The organism is Lentilactobacillus raoultii (assembly GCF_900411375.1).
GTDB classification, from domain to species: Bacteria; Bacillota; Bacilli; order Lactobacillales; family Lactobacillaceae; genus Lentilactobacillus; species Lentilactobacillus raoultii.
Genome location: NZ_LS423007.1, coordinates 1 through 25,210, shown reverse-complemented (window position 1 = coordinate 25,210; position 25,210 = coordinate 1). Strand labels below are relative to the sequence as shown.

Here is a 25,210-nt window from a genome sequence, read left to right as displayed (position 1 = left end):
ATTTTAGAGTTGAATTGTAACGGAATTTTCGATAAAGTCATTAGAGAGGACTCCTTTTGTTGGTTCTTTCTGGTAAATTTAATTTAACAGATCGGAGTCATTTTTTCACCCATTGGGTGAAAAAAGCTGCTGCCCAAATCATTAATTTGATCAGGTCAGCGGCCTCTTTTTATTTTTTTAGAGATTATCCAGGTTTTTTAATGAAGTTAAAGAATCTGCTAGTGATTGAGTCGTGCTACTATAGGGATAGCCTAACAAATCAGGGAGGGGTTAATCGTGGATCCAACTTTATTTAGTCAGCTACCAATCGAACACGTCACCGATTATCAACCCGTTGGCGGCGGCGATATTAACGAAGCTTACCAACTAACCGATCAAACCGGTACCCATTATTTTTTATTGATTCAACCTAATCACCCGAAAAGTTTTTTCCAGCACGAGGTTACCGGTCTTAAACTGCTATCACAAACCGTCCTGACACCAAAAGTTCTCGATTGGGGTTCGTTTGGCAGCGATGCTTATCTCTTATTGAATTATATTGAACACCAACCGGCAGGCGATCAAACTGAGATGGGCCGCCAATTAGCTAGTCTCCACAAGCGTCACAGTCCCAATAAACAATACGGATTTAGTGAAGCTTTCACCATGGGAACCTATACAGCCGACAACAGCTGGCGTAGTGATTGGGAATCATTCTTTATTGATCAACGACTGGCACCCTTAAAAAAACTAATTCAGCATCACGGATTATGGACACCAGAAATGGAAACCCAATACGCAACAGCCATCAAAGTCTTTAAACATTTAATGATCACTTATCATCCCTTACCATCCCTGCTACATGGTGATTTATGGTCGGGAAACTTCATGTTTAATCCTAACGGCCAACCAGTTTTCATCGATCCGGCGGTTTTCTATGGTGATCGAGAGTTTGACTTGGGGATCACCCGGGTTTTCGGTGGCTTTAACGCTGACTTTTACAAGGGTTACCAACAAGTTTATCCTTTGGAACGGGGTACTGATAATCGACTACCATTCTATGAGCTTTATTATCTGATGTTTCACTTATCTCAATTTGGTGCCGGTTATCAGAGTAGTGTTTTGCAAATGCTGACACTCTGTGCTTCAAAATAAGCTTGTCTCAAAGTATTGTCATTATTTAAGATGTTTTACAAGCTCCAAAAAGAGGTTGAAATCAAAATTGGTTTCAACTTCTTTTTTATGCCAACAGTCAAGCATGTCCTTTCCGAGTATGAATTGTCCCCTTCATAGTTGCCCAAGATTGAACGAAAACCGTTCCGATAATTAGAATTGCCCCAACCACTTCTGGGAGACCAAATTGCACACCCAAAAAAATAATGGACAGTAAGGTTGCTGATAACGGTTCAAAACAGCCCAACATGCTGGCCGTGGTCGCAGTAATATAGTGCAGGCTCTTTAGAAAAAATAAGTAGGCAAACATGGTTCCAAAAATAACCACAAACCCAATTCTCGCATAAGTTTCCAGTTGAAAAGTCGGCAAATGCGCCCAGATTCGATAATAACAACTAAAGGCAACGCCACCGATTAACATTGACCAACCAACAATCGGAATCGAGCCATATTTTTCCAACAACGGTCGTGGTAATAAAGTGTATAAAGTAGCACTGACAGCTGTTAGTAACCCCCATGTAAACCCGTTTGCCGGGATCGCTAAGGTTGTCAAATGACCATGGGTAACCAATAAAACTGTGCCGGTTAAAGCCATTACCAGCGATAAGAGATCTACCCTTCTTGGCCAGCTCATTGTGCTGAAAGCCAGATACACGATAATAATTGCTGGTGATAGAAATTGAAGAATGGTAGCAGTTGCCGCATTCCCATAATCGATCGCTTTGAAATATGTATATTGTGAAGCCGCCATGCCAATAAAGCTAAAGAAAATCAAGTAACTGGCATCTCGCCAATGATGCCAAACCATCAGATTATGCCGGTGATCTTGAAAAAGTCCGAATAAGACTAACAATAATCCCGAAATCAGCATTCGAACGGCGACCAACCAATTTGAACTAACGGTGCCATTCGTGAACAATGCTTGCGCTGTCGTTCCAGAAACGCCCCAAAGTAATGGCCCGGCAATTGCTAAAATGATGCCCGTTGCCTTTGAACGTTGCAACTTAATTCCCCCTCTTTTTACATCGTCATTAAACTTATTATAGACTACGCCGATAATAAAAAAATAGGCCGAAGTAACTTTTTCAATCAAGCTACTTCGATACCTACAAGGTCAGTCATTTATTTACAGCTAACTCTAAATCTCAAACCCATAAAAACAACTAAAGAATCAGCAAATCCCGGTTAGCCGTTGTCAGCCGCTGATTACCTGTTTTGGTAATTAATAAATCATCTTCAATCCGAACGCCACCCTTACCTGGCAGATAAATCCCTGGTTCTACAGTCATGACATTGTTTTCGGTAATGACATTCGAACGCCATCGTGGCCCAAAATTAGGTCCCTCATGAATAGCCAAACCAATCCCATGACCACTACCATGATTATAATATTGGCCAAAACCTTGCTGATCAATGTAATCCCGACCAGCAGCATCGACTTCTTGACCGTTAGCACCCGGCTTGATAACTTGAAACATTTTCTCTTGAGCTTCATGGACCACTTGGTAGACTTGCCGCAATTCATCACCGGGATCACCGAGTGCAAACGTCCTGGTCATGTCTGAAGTATAACCATCGACATAATATCCAAAATCGATGGTCACCAACTCACCTTGTTGCAGCGGTTTCTCAGAAGCCGACCCGTGGGGCAATGCTGAGCGATAACCGCTCGCCACAATTGTATCAAAACTGGGCTTTTCGGCACCATGTTCCAGCATCCAATTATTAAGCCAGTTGGCAACCTGACGCTCAGTTTGGCCAACACGAACCTGCTTAATCAATGCTGAAAAACCGGCGCTGGCCAAAGCAGTCGAACGCTTCAAAATAGCCACTTCATCGGCACTTTTGACTTCCCGCTGCTTCTCAACAATTCCGTTTTCCGGCACCAGTCGATTGCCAAATAATTGGCTGAGTGTGCGATAAAGTTCATAACTGACAGACGTCTCAAAACCAATTTTTTGATATGACGGATCACTGAGCACTTTCCGAGCAACCTGATAATAATCCCGTGTAATTTCCACATTAATGTCTTTTGAAAGCGAATGACTTAATGCTTCCTGATACCGGGCATCCGTTATCAGAGTAACCGAGTCAGGGGTAACAACCAGGCAACCATCGCCATCAAGTCCATCAAAGCCGGTTAAGTACTTTAAGCTAAGTTCATTTGTCAGCAAGAATGCATCCAGCCCCAATTTTTGACCGGTTGCTTGTAACGTCAATATTCTTTGATTCAAATAATCATCCTTTCTCATTTTCTATCGTTGAAATTATTATAACCCCATTTTGATCTGTCAAAATAGATCAGTAGTACTAAAAAGCAAAAAGTTGAGATATAATAAATTCATTCAATCCAAAAATGAAGGAGTCTCAGCCAAATGAAAAAAATTGCGGTTTATTGTGGTGCTGCTTCCGGCAATGATCCCGTTTATACCAAAGCCGCTATCCAACTCGGCGACTGGTTGGTTGACCATCACCTTGAGCTAGTTTACGGCGGCGGTGGCATTGGTTTAATGGGCGCGATTTCCAAGCGGGTACTCGAACGTGGTGGCCAGGTGCATGGCATCATGCCAAAGGAATTAGTCGAGCGCGGCGCAGAACTGGCCGAACTGGCTAAATTATCGGAATTAACGGTGGTTAATGACATGTCAACCCGTAAAGAACAGATGATGACACTTTCCGATGGCTGTATCGCGTTACCTGGTGGCGTCGGCACTCTTGAAGAAATGTCTCAGGCATTTTCATGGGCTCGTTTGGGTAACAACCCTAACCCATGCGTCTTTTTTAATGTTACCGGCTACTATGACCCTTTAAAAGCCATGTTCGATCAAATGACCAACAGCGGTTTCCTTTCAAAAGCTGATCGGGATAAGCTACTATTTTCCGATTCGTTGAGTGACATTTACACTTTTATGACCACCTACATGCCACCTAAAATTCGAACTTACAAGTCCCAAGAATCATAAAAGCAACCGATCCAAAACAGATGATGCCTTATCACCGTTTGGATCAGTTGCTTTTTGTTTTAAATTTAGTTGATGAGATTAATCACATCCAACGTATAGCGACCGCTTTGAACCGTTATTTTAACTTGATGTTTAGCCGATGGCAATCCCAGCACCTGGCCATTTTCAGTACGATCACTCCCAGTTTGAGGATGAAGATTCCAATTGATGACCTGATCATCTACTGAAACTTTTAAGTTACTGGTGACAGTTTGTTGACCAACTAACGAAAACCCGGTGCCCTCAAACGCAAACCTCAAATGGGTTGGTTTCTCTTTGGATGCCTCGCCGTAAGAAAGCGTTCGGTTCCACTTCGTATTACCCAGGCCACAGACGTGTGTCCAATTTCCGGTGTAAGTGATGGCACTATCCAAATCATCCAATCGTTTTGTAATAATTGTCTGGTCACTCGCAATTTTCTTAATCGTGAGTTGACGAATTTGAGTATGGTAATAGCCACTTCCAAGTTTAACCCGGCCACTAAACTTCGGATTATTGACATCAGTGAAGTCAAAGACTGATTGGCCATCAAATTCGGCAGTTAAATGGTTACCGTTTGCGCTAAAGTTGATTTGATGAGTTTTTGACAAATCCAAGTTGTCAACATAGGCCAAGTCAACCACCTGATCATCCTTAATCAACTGGCAACCGCCATCACTGAAAACCTTAAAGACGTATGGAGCACTCTCCAAACGTCCTTTTACATCAGTTAATTCGCGCAACCCGATGCCAAAGTAGTTTCCGGTTGGTGAATTCTGCCAAGTGTGTGCATCGAACTTCATTGAAACAGTTACTGAATAGTTCGTCCAATGATCGTCTCCCACTGTCAGATTAGGCGCATAGGAATATTCCCAATCCAGTGCCCGGTATTTCTCAGAGATGACCTGTTGCAACACCCGCCGACCATCTACTTCAGCGACTTCAAACGCGCCGCCCTGATCCGTGGTAAACCGTGGTGTGTTTCCCCGCAGCTTTAAATAATCATCCGGATACTGCCGATATTGAAAATCATCGGTGTATAATACCGATCCCTGCTCCATTAATACCCGATCTTGATGTGGGCTTTCCAGTCGTCGATATTGAACTTCGCGGTCTGACGCTAAAGTCAATGTTGTGGCAGTGACAATTGAATGGGGTTGAACCAAAATCGTTACTCGATTATTAATCGGTCGAAGCGTTTCCCGCAGTCGTTTCAGTCGACTATCGTAATCATCCGATGGGGAGTTCGGACCGATACTTTCCCACACATTCAGCGGCTGATTTTTCTGCCGGCCGATGTGTTTGAACTGGACATGATAGGTTCGGGGCTCCGGACTATCATTCACTAAAATGATTGAATAATCCTGCTTATCCGGTGAAACCAGTGTCAGATAGCTGGGCGCTTCCGCATCCTGAGACAGATTTTCAGTGCCGCTCACTTTACTGTCACAAGCACTCGTCAAATAGCGCCATGCCTGTTCGTTATCCCAACCGGCTTTAGCGAAATCCGTAAAGTGTTTCATGCATTGCAAGCCGACATTATCGACTTCAAAGAATCCCGACCAAGGCCGATTGACTGCAATTAACTCCTTATGACTGTAATTAACGCCTGGATAATAAGCCGAAACGGCCGGTTGAAACAGGTAAAGACTGCGTCGGGATTTAACATAACTTTTAATTAATCGGTTGGCAACATCAAGACCACTTTGAACACCGCCAATGCCATCCCCGTTGCTAGCTCTCACTCGATACTTACCAAACGTCATGGGTGCAATTCCTTCACTGTACCAAACTTCATGGTGAAACTCATCTGCTAGTTTTGTAAAGGCCTGGTTTTTGCTGTCATCGGTATTGTAATGAAAACCCACGGCCGGCACCCTGACCCGTAATGCTTTGTCTGCCAGCATCCTGTCACCAAAATCTCGTTCATAGTTTTGATCGGCCGCAATGATTTTAATTTGTTGGTACTGCTCAACCGGAAACCCATTCGGAAATCCGGCTTGATCATTGGTTAATCGATCCGCAAACCACTTAATCCAGCGATACATTGGATGTTTGGTTTCATTTCGATCAGGATCAACATAATCAATTAGGTACCCATAAGTTTCATAGGCGGCAACAATCGTTTTTTTGTACCACTGATACATCGCCTCAAAAACATCTTCAGAAACATTTTGATCCGGATCGGCTGTTTTAACCGCGGCCCACTTCTTTCTTAGAAAGCCGGGTTCACCCCATCTTAAAATGGCCGTTTTTAAAGCCGGTTGAATCTTTTTGGCATCCGCAATCAGTTGAAAGCCGGCGCCACGTCGCACATTGGCCTGATCCTCAGCGCTTCTCATCGTGGCTGGTTCTGTTCCTGATGAGGTGTTGGCATCAACGCCCATTTCAACCTTTAATAGCCGCATTAACGGATGATTTCCGCCAAATAGAATTTGCAGGATTTGATCATAGCTGTCTCGATGTTCCCACTTGTAGTCCAGCAGCAATCGTGATGAATTATTACAGCTGATGTAGCCAAACCCTTTGAATGTATTCGCGTCCAAGGCATTCAAATCCAATTGTTGTCCATCCACGATAAAACTTGTCTCGTTCATAAGATTCTCCTTTACTGACCTTAAACATCAACATCTTTTCTAAAAAACGTCGTCACCCGCTTGATTAAACCAGGCGAATCACGATGTTTTTAAGATTTTCGGTTACTTACCGGCTTTATAGTCTAATGGCAGCTTCGTCCAGCGCTTTCTTAAGTAAAAAGCAGCGGCCTTCGGTTGGCGATCTCGTGTAAAGATCCCTTTTTTATTGCCATTAACTCGCATATTACCTTCAACCGTTTGAAAATCGGCTAAATTCCAAGGTTGCTCACCACGAATAAAATCGTATGAATCAAAGACGCGGTTAAACATCTCCAGCAATTCAATTTGATATTCTTCACTCCACATAATTGAAGGCAGTTTGTGGAGACCTGGTTCGGTATCGGCACCATATTCTGAGAACACAATCGGTTTGTCAATGTCGGATTTTTGCCATTCATCCAGTTCGGCACGTAAACCAGCTTCACCATCGGAAATTTCATATCCCCATTTGTGATACCAACCCGGGTATCGATTCAAAAGATAGAAATCCGGGAACTTCAGGCACTTAGACTTCTCATACGTATCGTCTTCATTGAGTGTAAAGGTCCGGGGCCGCTTTTCCGGATCCAGATTGGCCGTTGCCGCAAACAATTTTTCGAAATAGGGCACAGCTGAATTCGTTGAGGTATCCGGCTCATTAAATAAGCTCCAGGCCAAGACGCTCGGATGATTTTTGTCCCGCTGAATCATATCGTTGATTTGATCCAAGTGCTTTTTATACAGTTCCTTGGTCCAATCCCCATCAAAGAACGACTGATCCAAACCACCCAAGAAACTAGCGGCAGCCATCTTAAAACCAACGGCCGGCACTTCGTCAATCACTAAAATCCCTTCCCGATCGGCAAATCGATACACTTGTTCATCATAGGGATAATGTGAGCTTCTAAATGAATTGGCGCCGATCCACTTCATCAGATTCATATCCCGACGTTCCACGTTCAGGTCAAACGCCCGCCCAGCATAAATGCTGTCTTCATGACGACCAAAGCCGCGCAGATAAACAGACTTGTGATTCACTAGGATTTCATGACCTTTAATCTCAACTGTCCTCAAGCCAATTTGATCCTGGTACTCATCAATCACCCGATCTTGATCAAGCAGTTTGAATTGAATCGTGTAAAGATAGGCATCCCGGACGTTCCAAAGTTTGGGTTGGGTAACTATTAAATCACCGCTCTTACCTTCATTAGTCGCCACCACTTGGCCATTTTCGTCAATCAAACTGGCCTTAACGTTACTACCGGAGTCGGCTCGAACCGAATAGTGGACCGTTGCCTTTGACTCACCGAGATCGTAACTAGTCGAATAATCATAAATTCCCTTTTTCGGTACAGCTAATAAATGAACACTCCGATTTAAGCCGGAATAGTTATAGAAATCAAAGAAGGGTTTAGCCATCTTTTTTCCATTCTTTAAGGTTTCCGTATCACCAGCTGGTAAAGCATCCCGGTGAAGTTCATTATTCACTTTAACCGCCACGACGTTCTCTTGGCCAAACTTAACCGCATCCGTCACATCAGCAGTAAAGGGAAGAAAGCCCCCCTCATGACTACGAATTTCCTGACCGTTTACATAAACTACTGCGCGGTGGGTTGCCGCACCAAACCGGATTTGAATTTCCTGACCTTTAAAATAATCAGGAACAAAGAAATGTCTGGAATACCAAAAATCACCGGTATATTCTCGAGCGTCTTTATCCGTAAAAAAGTCATTAAAACTAGCCGGCACCGGCATTTTGATGCCATTATCAAAGCCTTTTTGCCAGCCCTGCTGCTCACCTTCTCCAGCAGGGTCGAATTTAAAATTCCATAACCCGTCTAGTTTTTCATCGGCGCGATACTGATTGATCACGGGATACAATAAACCTTTTTCCATTTTATAATTCCTCCATCACATGCTTTTTACCTAATATAGTCGAAGCCAGATCTACGCAAGCGCTTTCTTTTCATAGTCCAATTTTACTATTTTTAGAAAAATAATCAACGTTTTTAGTAAAATATATCCATAAAAGTCAAATTGTGTTAAAGGTCAACTTTATCAAGCATTTCAAAACAACTAATTTCTATTGGCCAATCATTCAAAAGTATTTCCAATTATCTGATTAAAAATCAATCAATTACATTTACTAAAACTAAATCCGATTTTTGATCATTTTACTAATTTTAAAATTAAATGAAGGGCTTACTAAAAGCCGATATCTGCAGATAATTACCTGATAGATCTCGGCTAAGTAATGATACGCTTAAAATTCGAAGGTTAACTGCCATGCTGATTAAGCTCGATATACCAACTTTTTTCAGCCGTCACTTGCATTTACTTTGCATCGCTATTATCTTAATGATAGTATCAGCATCAAAAATTAGTTCTTTAAGTTAACCATTACTCATGCAGCTTAAACGGAGATGAGATCGCTTGAAAAAGATATGCAACCGTACCCTGATTATTTTCAGTATATTAATTGGCTGGTTTTTCGGCATTGATGGACTCGCCAGTTTAGTTAGTGGCAACGGGTATGATGGATATCACTACGCCATTAACGTGGCTGGGATAACGGCGTTGTTTTTTCTGATCGAATGCTTACCGATATTTTGGCAAAGAGCTTTCAAAGGATCTTAAAATCATGACTTTTTAGTAAGTTGACTGATTTCTATGTTAAAAAATCTGCATGCTCAGATGATTCCATCTGGTTATGCAGATTTTTTAATCCCTAATCAATTCTTATAAACTGCTTTCTCTTTCCATTAACTCCGTTCCAATAATGGTTAACTCCGGAATCTTTTTGGGATCCTTAATTCGGTTAAGCAGCATTTCAATTGCCCGCTCACCCATTAACTCTGTGTGAACATGAACGGTCGTCAGCGCCGGGCTGGTATATTTGGCAATTGCCACATCATTAAAACTAATGAGACTAACCCGTTTTGGCACCTGGATATGGTGTTGCTGCAACGCTCTTAAAACCCCAACCGCCATTGAATCGCTTCCGATCATAAAACCATGCGGCAATGAGTTCCCCAAATCTTCGATCGCTTGATTCATTAAATTAAAGCCGGATTCCGGGCCAAAGGGGCCTTGATAAATAAACTGCTCGTTATAGAGACCTTTTTGTTTTAAGTATTGGTTGAAAGTGGCCACTCGCGGATCACGGACACCCTGCTTTTCGGTGACGGTTAGTTCTTTACCGGCAATCATGCCGATATCCTGAATGCCATTTTGGATAAACCGGTCGATAATCTTTCTCACTGGTGTTTCGAAATCACTTCGAATGCAATCCAGATCATAGGCTAAATAGTTCTCACCAATGCAAATGACCGGAATCCCGTAAGATTTTAATTGAGTCACTTCGGTGCGGTCAAATTTTCCCACCGCAATAATCCCATCAAACTTCTTGATGCGGTTTTTATCAATTGATTCATAGGTTACGCGTTCCACAGAAGCCCCTAGACTCACTGCTTTATTTTCAATGCCGTACTGAATCTGAAGATAGTACAAATCTGATAATTCTTCTTTATCAGTGTGCCACTGAACAATGGCAATCTGCTTGCCCAGTTTTGGCGTCCGCCGGTTTCGTTTCTTGTATTGTAATTTCTCCGCTACCTCCAAAACCCGGCGTCGGGTATCTTCCCCCACAGACAAAGTATCATCAAAATTTAAGATCCGTGAAACCGTTGAAATCGAAACACCGGCTTCATTCGCAACGTCTTTAATTGTCGTCATCATTATCACCTATTAACATACTGAATTTTAATTTGGATGGATAGTTTAGTTCCCCTAGAGAACTCTAATATACTGTTTTAGTTTACCACTGCCGCGTGATTTGATAAATCATTAGGTCTAACTCTTTTGGATTTTAGTTAAAAATTAAGCATCTTAACATCCCAAAATGGCCACCAACAAATTAAAAAAGGCAGCACCTTTAAGGTTGCTACCCATAAATTCACGGTTAAATTTTTAACTAAATTTGCTGATTAGACGGTCGAAATCAATCCTGGGATAACAATTTTATCAATTCAATCCCCACGATAACAATGGCCACAATTCCAAGCACATTATAGTCGCTAACACTAAAAACAGAGATTTATCAAATTACTTTCAGAAAAAAGACATTAAAGCACGCTCAATTTACATTAAGCAATGAAAAATCCCGGCAACTGTTTTGAAAACGGTTGCCGGGACAAGTTATAGCCACGAATAGTGTCGAATGGGGTTTCGAGTCACGCCATGTCAGAAATAACGTTTTCCTATTCGTTTTGATAACTCCGATAGTGTAACATGGGGTGACATATTTTTCAATTGAAAATCTTATACAAACGATTATTCATGATCTTTCAAGGATTGAAAATGGCTTGGTTCAGACTGGTTAACAAACGTTACTCGTTCAACCAAACCCGCATTTGACCATTTTCACGGTTAGCCCATGCATAGTACGGAATCATCGTCAACTCTGTTGTTTCAGTTTCTACCGGTTTAGCTTCCGTGTAGAGGTTAGCTTCATCGGAATCAAGTTTCTCGCGCTTTGCATCAACTTTAATCACACCAACGCCATCAAGTAACTTCTCATCAAAGTGATAATCTGTCTTGGCATCAGGTGCGACTTGATACAACCAGAGTGGTACTTGATTGTCAGCTTGTTCAGCGGCGTAAACAACTGGTCCACGCTGAACGGCAACCTTACCGAAGTCATGGCTGACCCGATTGTTGGCACGCATGATCTTGGTACTCATATCAAGTTTGAGATCAAGGGTTAGTGATTGACTGTCAACATCCAAGTAGATAAAGCCGTCTTTGACAGGCAATGTCTTGTTTTCGCCGTTTACTTTCAAATCATAATTGGCTGACCAACTTGGAATTCGAACCCCAAATTTGAATGATGCTTTATTAGGATTTTGAATTTCATAATGAATGTCGCCACTCCAAGGGAAATGGTTGGTTTGTGAGATTTTAATCCCATCATCGAACTCGGCCTCATTGGCAATAAACTGATGTGATAGGATTGTTTCGCCATTTTCGGTGTAGAGATACTGATCAACCGATGCAATTAACCGTGCCAGGTTAGCTGGGCAGCATGCGCAGCCAAACCAATCAGCTCGATGTGTTAAGACATGGGACTTACCCGGATTGCCTTTGCTGGCAGCTGGATCAGCTTCCAGTGGGTTGACGTAGAAGAAGTGCTTGCCATCCAAGGACATCCCACTCAACGCCCCGTTAAAGAGTTCCTTTTCCAAAACATCAGCGTACTCGCCTTTAGCATGGATATTCAACATTTGTCGGGCAAAGAATGACATCCCAACTGATGCACAGGTTTCACCGTAATCGGTATCGTTAGGCAAATCATAATCATAGGTAAAGGCTTCACCCGTTGTGGTTTGACCAATATTGCCGGTAATATACATTTGTCGTTTAACAATGTCGTTCCAGAAACGATCACAAGCCTCGAGGAGGTCCTTGTCACCTGTATAACGGGCAACGTAAGCCATTCCAGTGCAGAGGTAAACTACTCGAACAGCGTGGCCATGAGGAACCTTCTGATCCTTAATCGGTTCTGCGGCTAAATAGTATTCACGTGGGAAGTCACGCATACCGGGGATCAAGTCCCGATCAACACTGTCACCGTCTTTTTTGATTTGCTTTTCAAAGAAAGCCGGATCTTGACCTCGCTGAGTTAAGAAGTAGTGAGCCAAATCAAGATACTTCTTGTCTTGAGTCACTTCATATAAGCGTGACAATGCCAATTCAATTTCGGGATGACCGTCATAGCCTGGAATTTTACCTTCTTCAAGGCCGAAGTTCCGATCGATGCAATCGGCCATTCGCTTAGCAATGTCCAAGGCTTTTTCATTGCCGGTCGCATTGTAGTAAGCAACGCCGGCTTCAATGTAGTGGCCCATCGTATAAAGTTCGTGTGACTGCTGCAGCCGCTTAAATTTTCTCTCCGGTGCATCAATCTGGAAATACGTTGACAGATAACCATCGTCGTCTTGAGCCTTGGCAATTAAATCGATCAAATTGTCAGTGATTTTCTTTAAATCAGGATTTGGGTGGTAACCAAACGAATAGGCAGCCGCTTCCAACCACTTATAAACATCGGTGTCTTGGAATGGGAACCCGTAATGATGGCCCTTCATTTCACCGGCAGCAATCTTCAAATTAGCAACGGCGTGACTGTTTTTGTCTTGACCGTTATTTTGAGGATCTTCAGCAATTGAAATGTTGGCTTCATCATTCATGACTTTCCATTGGTAAGGAAGCACTTCCTTAACAACGAGTTCTCGGTAACGTTTCCAAAAATCGGACGTGACTTTAACTTTATTGAGCTTTGGCGCTGTATAAACTTGCATAAATGAACCTTCCTCTCGAAAAAATGTCTTGATTAAATACGGTTGTGATCGTTGAGGGCCAATTAGTTTGCTTGTGCAGCCTTGGCTGCTTCAGCGTGACGTTGTGCCAAATCAGCTTTAACAACTGGTTCATGGTTTTCCCACTTACGGTAGAAGATCATCAAAATCAAACTAATTGCATAGATGATGATGGGTGCCCAAACGAAGGTAAAGTTAATTCCTGTTAAGCTGCCGGCACTTTGAGTGGCTTTAGCAGCATCGAAGCCGAAGCCTTTGAGCAACATTGAAGCGATGAAGGAACCAAAACCAGTTCCCATTTGGATACAGAATGAAGCACCAATGGCCGTTAAGAAACCATTTGCCCGGATCCCGTTCTTCCATTCACCAAAGTCAACGGTGTCACCAACCATGGCGAAGAACATCGTGCAGGCAGAACCGGAACCGATACATGCGACACACCAACCAATTAATGCAGAAGTGGTATTTGAACCGGCAAACCCAATCCAAGCTTGGCCAATCATGGTCATTGCCAGGAAGAAGATGGTTGTGCCCCACTTGTGCATGAACTTAACGAAGAATGGCACTGACGCCATACCAATAACTTGAATGATGGTAAACCCATTAAAGAATGAAATCAAGCCTTTGCTGCCCATGTTGTACTGGAAGTAATAAGGCATTGATGAATTCCGAATGATAAAGGCTGTCCAGTATGCCAAGTTAGCCGTTACAATTAGGACCCAAGGCCAATTCCGCTTAGCAGCTCTGAAACTTTCTTTAATACTGATAACCTTTTCACTTTCGATATTCTTTTCACGCATATCGAAGAAGGCAATCAGTAAGAGAACGAAGGCCACAATGGAGTAGATTCCAACAGCCATTGACCAACCTTTTTGGTCATTGCCGCCACCGAGCAAGCCGGCAAACGGGATAATGAACGTCACAGCGAAGAAATTACCAACGTTACCAAGAACCAAACGGATTGAGTTGGCTTGCATTCGACCATCAGTATCGGAAGTCAGGTTTGGTAAAACTGAAGTAATTGGCGTGGAAACCGCCGTGTATGACAAGTCGGCTAAGATATACATAACCCCGGCATAGATCACTTTGGCACCTGAACTAATGGAAGGTGTCGTGAACAGCAACCAAACGAAGATGGCAAATGGTAGCGACATCCATAGGAACCAAGGACGACTCTTCCCATATTTACTGTGGGTGTGGTCAACTAGAATCCCCATGATTGGTGCCCCAATCGCATCAAAGAATCGGGCGATTAAACTGATAACTCCGGCCATCGCAACCGACAACCCAAAGACGTTGGTAAAGAAATAAAGCATGTAAGAACTGATGATACAGTACAGCAGGTTACCTGACATATCGGTAAAGCCGTAGGTAATTTTACGATGCCATGGCAATTTGTCATTTGCCAGAAGCGCTTGAGCACTTGCCGTGTTGGCATCAACATGACTTGCATTTGAACTCATGATTCAGACCTCCATTTATTAATATAACCGCTTACAATATTTAAAAAATTATTGCAAAGAATTAATACAGTTTGCCGTCAAACAGCTGCCTGTATGTGGGCAATCAATTGAAAAATTTCAAATCCGAAATTTTCTCAATCAATCATCAACATCCCCCAATAACCAACTGTCTGACCTCATAACTGCCAAGACGTGAAATGAAGTGGCAGGCTCGCGAGTTATAAATATCTTCAGGAATTTGTCCAACGGTATTTATCTTGTCCCTCATTTACGATATCTATAGTAAGCGTTTGCAAGAAAGAAAAAAAGGTCTATAATAGCAAAAGAAGTGATGATTTCCGACTAGTTGCAAAAATGGTTGGGTCGAAAATTAACTTCACAAGTGGCTTTGTATCAAGTTTGAGACTTTTGGTGATGATTTCCGACATCGTCAATCAAACTTTCAGGTGAGGCTCATTTTCAGATTTATGGTGACGATTTCCGACATTAGAATGGAGGCTGACAATATGTTATTTTCGACATTTAACATCGCAAAAACACTTCTCTACTATAAGGGCGGTGAATTTCTTGCGCATGGACCGTGGAAACACCGTCGAATGTATCATAAGGGGGATTATGAATTAATTTTATGTATCAAGGGGCCAATTTATCTACAGATCGGTGATCGGCGGGTCACACTGAAAGATCACGAGGTTTTGTTTGTGCCGCCATTTACTACCATGTACGGTTATCAGGATTCCAAAGGGGATGTCGACTTCTACTGGCTACACTTCTTTTCACAGTATCGAGAAGACGTCTTTGAATCTGATGAGGACCGAATGATTTCTGAGGTTAAAACCAACAAACAATCCAAACGAAAGATCTTTTTACCGTTGCAGTTTAAATTATCTGATTACGAAGAAGCCACCATCCTGATTCATCAGATTTTGTCAATTCACAACGAACTTTCATTCATTGAGGAACGGGATTATTTGGTTTCAGCTCTTTTGATTCAGCTTTATAAATCTTACTTCAACCATCCAGACGCCGGTGAAGAAAGTTCTCGGATTAACTCGATTAAGGAATGGATCCGGGCAAATATGTCCAGTACATTAACGGTGGAAGAAGTCGCAGAAAATGTGAACTTGAACGCTGATTACCTGACCAGGCTGTTCAAGCAGTGTACCGGGATGACCACCCTTCAATATTTAAACCACATTAAGATTGAAGTGGCCACTCTCTTACTGATCCGAACCGAGATGCCGGTTAAGCAAGTCGCCTACAACTCGTATTTTAACGATCCCAAAGTTTTTATGCGACGCTTCAAAAGCTCGACCGGCTTATCACCCAGTGAATATCGGAAATCCTACAACCTGATTCACCTCAATAACCCACACGTCGATCCACAAATCCCAATTCCTAAGCGAATTGCGGACTCGATTGATTACATTCCCGAAAATGGTGACATTCCTGAATAAGGCTGACACCACTGACACTTATCTCATCCATTTCTTTAGGAGGAATTTACAATGCATTTATTAACTAAAAAGTTCGCCGGTCAATCAATTATTTCATGGTTTTTTCAAGTTATCCTAATCTGGGTTGCCTGGGCGGTCCACGATGGCACACTGCCAAATAATATCACAACCATTACATTTGCGGCAGTTTTATTACTGGCAATTTACTGGAGTTTTTCACTTGATCGAAAAAGTGGTAACAACAGGTGAATTTGCTTTTGTTAACCCCGTATTCATGTTAGTATCGCTAGTGAACACAACGAATATTGAGGGGTTGAGAATCAGATGAAATTTAACTGTAAATCAAAACTGGCAATTTTAACAATGGTTGCCGGCGGCATTCTTTTGGGAAGCACAGTCACCACCCAAGCCGCCCTATCACCATCAAGTACGTTGCCAAAAACCGATATGGTCGATGTCTCAAGCTGGCAGGGCAACCTGACCGCCGCAGATTATCAAACAATGGCTAATAACGGTGTTAAAGCTGTCACCATTAAAGCAACCGAAGGCACTAACTACACGAACCCTTACCTGTCACAGCAGGTTCAGTACGCTCAACAGGCGGGGTTAAGCGTTAACTTTTACCACTTTGTCCACTTTACAACGACCCAGCAGGCGCAAAGCGAAGCGCAAAACTTTATTAATGCCGTTTCGATGGTGACCAACTCAAAAGACGTGGTCATGGTCGCCGACTTTGAGTCATCCGAATTGGCCGGCATCTCCAAGTCTCAAAACGATGCCAATCTGGCAGCGTTTGATGCCACTTTGAATCAAGCTGGTTACAACAAGACGGATTTGTACACGATGGCCAGTTGGTTGGGGGTTCACATTGATACAAATGCTTCAAATAACGGCTGGATTGCTGATTATCCGGCTAACCCAACCGGCAATAAGTATCCATCGGTCAATGCCTGGCAATGGGCCTCTGATTATCGATTCCCATCGATCAATCAGAATATGGACGTTAGCCAAATGAATAACGACTTTTATTTGAATTCAACGACTGGAACAGCAACTACTACGCCAACGACGGGATCAAGTTCAAGTTCTGCTTCATCATCCAGTTCATCCAGCATTTCTTCGAGTTCTTCCAGTACCAGTGGCAATATTAATGCCAATAATAAGCCTGGTGAAATTGTCAAAGTTCCTGGACCATCCGGCAAGCAATACTCTGCCAGCCGTTCTAAATCGGTTAAACTGATTTGGCGAACCAGCATGGGCCGTCACGCTTACAAAGCAACGGATGGGGCCCGCTACTCCAAGCATTTGGGGATGCGGTACGGTTATAACTCAGATATGTCGAACGTTACCTGGTACACCGATGCGCATGAAAAGTTATATAAGAAGAATTCAGGTCACTATGCCATCTATTACCACGTCAAAAGTGCAGATGGTCAACACGGCGGCTGGATTTGGCGCGGCTATTTAAAGAATTAATCAAGTTCATTTTCCAACAACCGGAAAGGCTGACAATCATCTCATTGTCGGCTTTCCGGTTGTTTTTGCATTACAAGTCGTCACCTGATTGTTGTCTGATTGTAAAGAAGGCCAACTATCCGCGCCACTTCGGGAGTTATAAGGATTTCGTCGATTTTTAAAAAAGTCAAAGCTGTGATACGATTCGTACTATATTATCATTAACAACAACTAAGAATTTAATCACAGGAGTTTATAATGAAAAAAGCACTTACCTTAAAACTTGCTGCACTGGCATTGGCCACTTTTGGAACGTTGGCCTTTAGCGGTTTTAGTCAATCAGCACAGGCTAATACCCTTTCAGCAAATCATCCCAACGCCGACATGGTAGATATTTCCGCTTATCAGGGTGCTCAAACCAATCTTGGTATTCAAAATATGAAGGACAAGGGCGTCCAAGCGATGACGATCAAAGCAACTGAGGGCAATTATTACACCAATCCACTGCTTGGCCAGCAAACATCCGCTGCTCAATCAGCCGGTCTCAGCATTAATTTTTATCATTATGCCCAGTTCACCACCAAAAAACAGGCCAGAAAAGAAGCCCGCTACTTTGTTAAAAAAGTTGAAGGAGTTACCAATCAACGAAATGTCGTCATGGCCATTGATTTTGAAGCACCTAAGTTAGCCAATCTGCCAATTGCAACTAACAACCGGAATATTAAAGCGTTCAACAAAGTTGTTAAAGCAGCCGGCTTTACCAAAACTGATATTTACACCAATGCAAATTGGGTTGACAGTTATGTCAGCATGAACAGTGACAATCTTGGCTGGTTGGCAAACTATCCAAATAATCCAACTGGTAAGAAATACGTTGCCGCAAATGCCTGGCAATGGACATCTAATTTCAAATTTGCCGGTCAGGCAGGTAAACTGGATGTCAGTCAATTAAATAACAATTACTATCTAAACGATTAACAAAAAATAGTGAATCCGCAAAGCAACTGTTCAGCTACCCTGCGGATCCACTATTTTTTTATAATCGTTATTCTTTAATCGTTACTAAACAATTTATTTTTCCAAGATTTTCAATAAACTGTTATATTGACTCAGCATCCATGACTTATAATTCTTACCATTTGGCAACGTTTCGGTAACTTTAAGCACCGGCACATTGTTCTTGTGTGACAAGGAAACTAAGTTGTTGACAGTTTTATCATCAACTTGTGAGTTGTAAACGAAGAAGGCAATCTTGTGGTTCTTGATCCCGTTTTGCATATTTCTGATTGTCTTTGGTGATGGATCAATGTCTTTTTCGGTATCGTTTTCGAATTGTGGATTACCAACTTTAAAGCCCATTGCTTCAAGTGCGTAGTCAAAGACCGGCTCACTTACATAAACGTTCTTGTTCTTACTCTTAGCAGCCACTTTTTGCAATTGAGAAATCTTGGCATTAACCGGTTTCAATGAGGCAATGTACTTCTTCGCATTCTTCTTGAAATATTGCTTATTCTTTGGTTGAAGCTTGCCCAGTTTAGTGGCAATCGTGTTAGCCAACTTTGGCATCGTCTTTGGATTGTACCAAAGGTGTGGATTGTCACCATTCTTTTTATCCATCAAGTCTTCACCAACTTTTATGTAGTCGGCTTTCTTGTTGCTCTTCATGAGCTTGTCCATCCAACCGTCATAACCAATCCCATTAGCAATAACAAGTTTTGAACCAGTCAAGTTCTTGGCAACCTTCGTTGTTGGCTCATAATCATGTGGATCAACATTAGGATTGGTAATCACAGATGTGACGTTACCTTTATTTCCCGCAACTTTCTTAGCAACTTCACCATAAAAGTCGGTAGTTGCCGTAATTTTGACCTTGCCGTTACTGCTGGATGATGAATTGCTGGAACATCCAGCGGCCACAACCCCAAGTGTGACCACCAAAAGAGCCAGTAACAGATACTTCACTCTAATTATTTTTCGTAACATTTGTCTACCTCTCCCATTTCAAATAGTAACGATTACTCTTATGATGATAGTATAAAAATGGAAAGTTGTAAACACAAAACATTAAAAATTATTTCTTTCATACATAATTTGTAAAGAATTTCGATAATGTTCCCTAACAAAGGTTACTTACGACGATAGTTTCTAAGCACCAATTTATAAAATTGACTCATCGTATAAGCTTTATGGAAATATTTCCTACCAGCACGTTTATAATAGCCAACAGGGTCCGTGTGGTCGGAACCGCCCAGATATTTAGCCACCGCATTATGGGACCAAACCGTCCCTTTACCATCATAAGCGGCATCGTTGGGCTTCAAATGATATTTACGCAGAATATAAGCCGTGTAGTAAGCAGCGTTTTCAACTTCATGGGCAAAGCTGGCCTTACTGTGCATTTCAACCTGTTCGAATTGAACAAACCGGGCATTGCCGGGATACCCGACGCCCCAGCAGAGATAATTGGTGCTGGCGATATTAATGATATGGCTACTGTCAACGAACGTATGAACAAACGCGTTTCGATAATTCTTTTTCATATAAGCAATTTCATCAAAAATTGTTGAATGGGGATTGCCGGTTTCGTGAACCACAACGCCTTCCGGTTTACCCTTTCCATGTCGATATTTATAGCGCGGAAAGCCCCGCCAAATTTGAGTCGAAATCTTTACCGGCGAGAGATGACGGGCGATAATGTAGCGATTAACCGAAGTTGCCTGAGCGTTAAAACTCATCATCATTAATAACATGACACAACTAATCATAACTAGAAGAACGATTTTTAATTGTCTTTTCACTATTCGCATCACCACTTAATTATTTTTAATGTCTGACTATAATGCTAGTCATTCCAAACGCTTCTTGCAAGTAACTTGAAGGCCAATCGATGCCTTAAAAGTGTCAATGTGTAAGCTTAAAAATCAGCGGTGGTTAACAGACAAAATAATGGTTGTTCATAAATCGCGGGTGTATGATGTAACCGGATTCAGTAACAACAGTTAATTCCTAGGGAGGGATTAGTTTATGACAAGTTTTGCTAAACGTGGGGCCGATGACCGACTTCTATCACCGGAAAATTCAGTTATGACATTTATTGACTATCAACCAACTCAAGTTAATTCGATTGGTTCAATGAAGCACGCGGACCTCGTTCATAACGCGATCTTGGTTGCTAAAATCGCTAATCAATATCAAGTACCGGTTGTATTATCAACCGTCAATGTTCAAAGTGGTCGAAATCAAGACACCATTTCACCTTTAAAAAAGGCAATCGGTGATGTTCCTTCATATGATCGAACTTCAATCAATGCTTGGGAAGATAAAGAATATAACGAAGCCGTTAAAGCAACTAAACGAAAGAAATTAGTCATTCTTGGCTTATGGACCGAGGCCTGTTTAACATTTCCAACGCTTGATGCGATCGCTGAAGGTTACGACGTTTATCCGGTAGTTGATGCCGTGGGTGGCACATCAACTATCGCTCACGAAACGGCGTTACGCCGAATCGAACAGGCTGGCGCTCACTTAATCACGATTCCCCAGTTGATTTGTGAATATCAACGTGATTGGAACCGGACCGAAACCGTTCCTGGATTTGTTCAAGATCTGTTTGATGATGGTGCTTTTACACCAATTCAATAAGATTACTCATCACCAAGTGCTTAATTCACAAAAGCCCCGTCAAACCACGTGCTTTCCAACACCGATTTGACGAGGCTTTTATTTCAGTCATTTAAACTATCATTTAATCAAAAATGCATATTCTATTTTGAAACCCGTTCGGAACTTACTTCACGATTCCGGGCAAATACTGGTCGTAAGAAGTGCAAACCTAAACCGAGAACCGCACCGAAAACTGCCGGTGCCACCCAATCCATGCCTAGATTGACAAACGGCAAAACATGATGCTGGAAAGTGCCTAAAGCTTGACCGAAAGCACTTTGACTAACGACTGGTGGGAAAGCAGCCACCATATCCAGAAGCGCAGGAATTGTGGTAAAACCGACAACCAGTGCGTAAACCAATGGATCGCGATTAAATAGTGGCGAGAAGACTGACAGTAAGATCAGTACCATGGCAAATGGATACAGGAACATCAACATCGGTGTCGACCAAAGAATAATTTGATCAAGTCCAAAGTTGGCCGTGAAGAAGGAAGCCAGACAAGTCAAAGCCAACCAGGTGTGATAACTAACCTTAGGAAAGTGTTTGTGGAAGTCTTGGGCAAAGGCAGCCACTAAACCAACCGCTGTTGTTAAACAAGTGACTGTAATCAGGGTTGCCAATAGTGCATGGCCCACACTCCCAAGATAGTAGGTCACCAGTTGGTTGAAGGCCACCCCGCCGTCAGCGGAAGCTTTGTAGTTTGCCAAAGTCGTGGCACCCAACCAGATTAACACTACGTAGATCAAGCCGATCATGGCAGTTGCGAAAACACCGGCTTTAGCGGTCACTTTCGCATTACTGCTTGGCTGGGTCTTTCCCAATTGGCGAACAGCTGTGACAACCGTTACTCCAAATGCCAAGCCGGCCAAGGCATCCATGGTATTATAGCCTTGTAAAAAGCCGTTAAAGAAACCGGCATGCTGATAAGCGGTGGTAGCCGCTTGATGAGCAGCCGAGCCCATTGGATGAACGAAGCCCATCAAGAATACTGAAAATAATAGCAGAAGAAATAGTGGATTAAGCACCTTACCAATTGAATTCATTACGTTGGACTGACGATATGATACTAGAAAGGCAGCGCCAAAGAATAACACGGAAAAAACAAATAAACCAACGTGGGCCCAGGAAGCCGGCAGCATCGGCTGAACACCGACCGTAAAAGGAACGGTAGCTGTCCGGGGTGTCCCGAAAAGCGGCCCAATCGTTAGGTGAATTAATACCATGAAGGCCAAGGCAAATGCCGATCCTAATGGTACCCCAATGTCATAGACCCCTTCCGAACGCGTCACACTAACGGCTAAAACAGAGAGCAGTGGCAATAGGACCGCTGTCACTAAAAAGCCGACCGTTGCTAAAACCCAATGTGAGCCGGCTAATTGTCCCAGATGAATTGGAAAAATTAAATTGCCGGCGCCAAAGAACAGGCCAAACAGCATGGAACTCACCACAAAATACTCTTTTTTAGTTAACGGATTTGGGTTTAAATCTTGTAAATCTTTCATTAATTTTCGACTCCTTCATTAAGATATGTTTTAATTGCAGCCTAATCTGACTAATGTCAATCTGAGATTTCAAGACAACCACTTCCTTTAAATTTAATTTGTAAATTACAGACGCAAAAAGCGCCCTTGATCCAGTTTGGACACTGAATCAAGGGCGCTGACGGCACGGTACCACCTTATTTCGCAGAACTATCACTAATTCTGCCTCTTCACGTACGGCTTTCATCACCAAGCGATACGCTAACACGTTAATGGGTGTCACCAATGCATGTTACTTAACAAATTCGATGCATCGCTCGAAAGGGATTTTCACAACTTCTGATCTGCTTTCTCTCACCAACCAAAGCTCGCTGAAGATTTAAAGCTGCTACTCAACTTTCTCATAGCGTTTTGTAATTTATTAATTCTTATCCTAATGATCGATGACCAAAATGTCAACTATTTTTTATATTTTAGTCAACTTATTTTTCAAGCCAGTTCAGAAAGCGATTTCATTTTTGCCGGATTGCTCCTATAATAAAGTTGTGAAATAAATTTATTTAAGGACGTGAGCATATGTCAAAAGTATTAATTGCGGGAAAAATTCCGGAACATGCATTGAACATTTTGAAAGATGCCGGTTTGGAAATCGATATGTATGATGACAGTCAGGCGCTCATTACTAAGGACGAACTTAGTAAACGGGTCGCTGACAAAGATTTTCTGATCACCCCACTGTCAACTCAAGTAGACTCGGACGTGATTGACCAAGCCCCTCATTTAAAGTTGATTGCGAACTACGGTGCCGGCTTTAATAACATCGATGTTGACTATGCTAAATCAAAAGGCATCCCAGTCACCAATACACCCAAGGTTTCGACCGTTTCAACGGCTGAAGTTACCTGTGGCTTGATGATTGCCCTTTCCCACCGCATGATGGAAGGTGACACCCTGATGCGCCACGAAGGTTTTAGCGGTTGGGCGCCGCTTTTCTTCCTGGGTCATGAACTAGCCGGCAAAACGTTGGGAATTATCGGCATGGGCCAGATTGGCCAAGCGGTTGCCAAACGAATGCATGCCTTTGATATGAAGATTCTTTACACTCAGCATCACCAACTGGATACTGACACCGAAAAAGCGTTGGGAGCAACCTTTACCAATCAGGATGATCTCATTAAACAGGCTGACATTATCACACTTCATTTGCCGGCATCACCTGCCACTCACCATATGATTGGCGCTGAGCAGTTCAAACAAATGAAGAATAGTGCCATGTTAATTAACGCTGCTCGGGGACCGATTATTGATGAAGCTGCCCTGTATGAAGCCTTGGTCGACCACGAAATCGCCGGCGCTGCACTGGATGTTTATGAAAAGGAGCCTCAGGTTGCTGATGGCTTCAAATCTTTGAAGAACGTTGTCCTAACACCGCATATCGGTAACGCAACGGTTGAAGCCCGGGATGCAATGGCTGAAATTGTGGCTGAGAACACGGTCGCAATGGACAAGGGTGAAAAGCCAAAGTACGTTATTAATGGCGTTGAATAAATTTTTAAATCAATAACCATGAAAAAAAGCCTTTGGAAAACCAATTCCAAAAGCTTTTTTACGTTATTAGGATGGTCTAAAGGCCGGTTTGATTACTTCAAAACCTTGAAGCGATCATCATCATTCATAAATTCCTTTTCGCCGGCTGGTGCTTCGATCGAACCGAAGTCCAATTGGGCACGCAGGTTCCAGCCATCCGGAATGCCAAAGGCTGCCTTGACCTGATCGTCAATCAGTGGATTGTAATGTTGCAAGTTAGCCCCAATGCCATTTTCAGCCAATGATGTCCATACGGCAAACTGAGCATTTCCTTGAGCCTGTTCCGACCAGTCAGCAAAGTTATCAGCGTACAATGCAAAGTCATTTTCAAAACGGTGAACAACGTCTGTATCCGTGTAAAAAAGGACCGTTCCGAAGGCTGCCTTGAAGCCGTTGATCTTAGCCAGCGTCTTTTGATAGGCTTCTTCTGTTGGTACTTCGGATTTCAAACGCTTGGCAACAATGTCCCAGAGTTTCTCATGGTGGTCGCCAAACAAGATGACAGCGCGAGTCGTTTGGTTATTAAACGGCGTCGGTGCCCATTTGATGTTTTCCTTAATCAAGTTGGCAATCTCATCTGGTGACTGGTCAACGTTACGTCCCAATGAGTAGATTGAGCGGCGTTTCTTAGCTAGGTCTAGTAGTTGTTCTTTCATCTTTAAGTTGAACTCCTTTAATGATTAGTGTTTAGAAACTTAGTGGGTATAGAGACATTATACCAGTTACTTTTTGTAAGTAAAGCACTTATAATAAATATTTTTGCTGTTGACCGTCAAAAAGCCGTAGAAATAACTTCCTGCGGCTTTTTGAACTACTTGATTATTCGAGTCAGATGGCCAGCGTTATACGTTACTAGTGTAACGTATCTTTGAAAAGCTAAATTATTGTGATAATCGTCGTTTCTTGATATGCTGGGGAAAAAGTTAAAGGAATGATCATCGATGCGCCCCATTAAATATCAGATTACCCTGACCGATGC

The 25,210-nt window shown here is 42.5% G+C and carries 19 protein-coding genes and 1 other annotated feature; of the genes, 8 read left to right on the top strand and 11 right to left on the bottom strand.

Going from position 1 to position 25,210, the window contains the following annotated elements:
- Positions 1–276: 276 nt before the first annotated feature.
- Positions 277–1,134, top strand: coding sequence for a fructosamine kinase family protein (locus tag ED605_RS14370; protein WP_121979580.1), 858 nt, complete (start codon positions 277–279; stop codon positions 1,132–1,134).
- 97 nt (positions 1,135–1,231) lie between these two features.
- Here ED605_RS14370 and ED605_RS14365 read toward each other — a convergent pair whose 3' ends face one another.
- Positions 1,232–2,155, bottom strand: coding sequence for a DMT family transporter (locus ED605_RS14365; protein WP_121979579.1), 924 nt, complete (start codon positions 2,153–2,155; stop codon positions 1,232–1,234).
- Positions 2,156–2,315: 160 nt separating this feature from the next.
- A complete protein-coding gene (locus ED605_RS14360) occupies positions 2,316–3,386 on the bottom strand; it encodes a M24 family metallopeptidase (RefSeq protein ID WP_225419170.1) in 1,071 nt (356 codons plus the stop codon).
- 141 nt (positions 3,387–3,527) lie between these two features.
- On the opposite strand from ED605_RS14360, the gene ED605_RS14355 reads away from it, so the two are divergent.
- Positions 3,528–4,115 carry an LOG family protein gene (locus ED605_RS14355; RefSeq protein ID WP_121979578.1) on the top strand — a complete coding sequence of 196 codons (588 nt, stop codon included), beginning with the start codon at positions 3,528–3,530 and terminating at the stop codon, positions 4,113–4,115.
- A gap of 65 nt (positions 4,116–4,180) precedes the next feature.
- Here ED605_RS14355 and ED605_RS14350 read toward each other — a convergent pair whose 3' ends face one another.
- From ED605_RS14350 to ED605_RS14325, 5 genes are all read right to left on the bottom strand, one after another.
- Positions 4,181–6,730, bottom strand: a complete 2,550-nt coding sequence (locus ED605_RS14350; RefSeq protein ID WP_121979577.1) for a glycoside hydrolase family 30 protein — start codon at positions 6,728–6,730, stop codon at positions 4,181–4,183.
- A 102-nt stretch (positions 6,731–6,832) separates the two neighbouring features.
- Positions 6,833–8,644, bottom strand: coding sequence for a beta-glucuronidase (gene uidA, locus ED605_RS14345; RefSeq protein WP_121979576.1), 1,812 nt, complete (start codon positions 8,642–8,644; stop codon positions 6,833–6,835).
- Positions 8,645–9,487: 843 nt separating this feature from the next.
- The gene (locus ED605_RS14335) at positions 9,488–10,483 is read right to left on the bottom strand and encodes a LacI family DNA-binding transcriptional regulator (RefSeq protein WP_121979574.1); all 996 of its coding nucleotides are present in this window, start codon (positions 10,481–10,483) and stop codon (positions 9,488–9,490) included.
- A 653-nt stretch (positions 10,484–11,136) separates the two neighbouring features.
- On the bottom strand, positions 11,137–13,104 hold the full coding sequence (locus tag ED605_RS14330; protein ID WP_121979573.1) for a glycoside hydrolase family 127 protein: 1,968 nt from the start codon (positions 13,102–13,104) through the stop codon (positions 11,137–11,139).
- A gap of 62 nt (positions 13,105–13,166) precedes the next feature.
- Entirely contained in the window at positions 13,167–14,585 is a 1,419-nt protein-coding gene (locus tag ED605_RS14325) for an MFS transporter (protein ID WP_121979572.1), read from the bottom strand.
- 506 nt (positions 14,586–15,091) lie between these two features.
- Between ED605_RS14325 and ED605_RS14320 the strand changes: the two genes are divergently transcribed.
- The 4 genes from ED605_RS14320 (at position 15,092) to ED605_RS14305 (ending at position 18,475) form a co-directional block, all read left to right on the top strand.
- Positions 15,092–16,042, top strand: a complete 951-nt coding sequence (locus ED605_RS14320; protein WP_121979571.1) for a helix-turn-helix domain-containing protein — start codon at positions 15,092–15,094, stop codon at positions 16,040–16,042.
- A gap of 51 nt (positions 16,043–16,093) precedes the next feature.
- Positions 16,094–16,291, top strand: a complete 198-nt coding sequence (locus ED605_RS14315; protein WP_121979570.1) for a hypothetical protein — start codon at positions 16,094–16,096, stop codon at positions 16,289–16,291.
- A gap of 75 nt (positions 16,292–16,366) precedes the next feature.
- Positions 16,367–17,518 (top strand): GH25 family lysozyme, encoded by a 1,152-nt coding sequence (locus ED605_RS14310; RefSeq protein ID WP_121979569.1) that lies wholly within the window; start codon positions 16,367–16,369, stop codon positions 17,516–17,518.
- A 237-nt stretch (positions 17,519–17,755) separates the two neighbouring features.
- A complete protein-coding gene (locus tag ED605_RS14305; protein ID WP_121979568.1) occupies positions 17,756–18,475 on the top strand; it encodes a GH25 family lysozyme in 720 nt (239 codons plus the stop codon).
- 93 nt (positions 18,476–18,568) lie between these two features.
- Here ED605_RS14305 and ED605_RS14300 read toward each other — a convergent pair whose 3' ends face one another.
- A complete protein-coding gene (locus ED605_RS14300; protein WP_121979567.1) occupies positions 18,569–19,480 on the bottom strand; it encodes a metal ABC transporter solute-binding protein in 912 nt (303 codons plus the stop codon).
- Positions 19,481–19,623: 143 nt separating this feature from the next.
- The gene (locus tag ED605_RS14295) at positions 19,624–20,295 is read right to left on the bottom strand and encodes a peptidoglycan recognition protein family protein (protein ID WP_370825339.1); all 672 of its coding nucleotides are present in this window, start codon (positions 20,293–20,295) and stop codon (positions 19,624–19,626) included.
- A 226-nt stretch (positions 20,296–20,521) separates the two neighbouring features.
- On the opposite strand from ED605_RS14295, the gene ED605_RS14290 reads away from it, so the two are divergent.
- Positions 20,522–21,139 carry an isochorismatase family protein gene (locus ED605_RS14290; RefSeq protein ID WP_121979566.1) on the top strand — a complete coding sequence of 206 codons (618 nt, stop codon included), beginning with the start codon at positions 20,522–20,524 and terminating at the stop codon, positions 21,137–21,139.
- Positions 21,140–21,261: 122 nt separating this feature from the next.
- On the opposite strand, the gene brnQ is transcribed toward ED605_RS14290, so the two are convergent.
- On the bottom strand, positions 21,262–22,665 hold the full coding sequence (gene brnQ / locus ED605_RS14285) for a branched-chain amino acid transport system II carrier protein (RefSeq protein WP_121979565.1): 1,404 nt from the start codon (positions 22,663–22,665) through the stop codon (positions 21,262–21,264).
- Positions 22,666–22,812: 147 nt separating this feature from the next.
- Positions 22,813–23,058: a binding site (T-box leader), on the bottom strand.
- A 162-nt stretch (positions 23,059–23,220) separates the two neighbouring features.
- Between brnQ and ED605_RS14280 the strand changes: the two genes are divergently transcribed.
- Positions 23,221–24,192, top strand: a complete 972-nt coding sequence (locus tag ED605_RS14280; protein WP_121979564.1) for a 2-hydroxyacid dehydrogenase family protein — start codon at positions 23,221–23,223, stop codon at positions 24,190–24,192.
- 92 nt (positions 24,193–24,284) lie between these two features.
- Here ED605_RS14280 and ED605_RS14275 read toward each other — a convergent pair whose 3' ends face one another.
- Positions 24,285–24,887 carry a nitroreductase family protein gene (locus ED605_RS14275; RefSeq protein WP_121979563.1) on the bottom strand — a complete coding sequence of 201 codons (603 nt, stop codon included), beginning with the start codon at positions 24,885–24,887 and terminating at the stop codon, positions 24,285–24,287.
- Between the last annotated feature and the right edge of the window lie 323 nt (positions 24,888–25,210).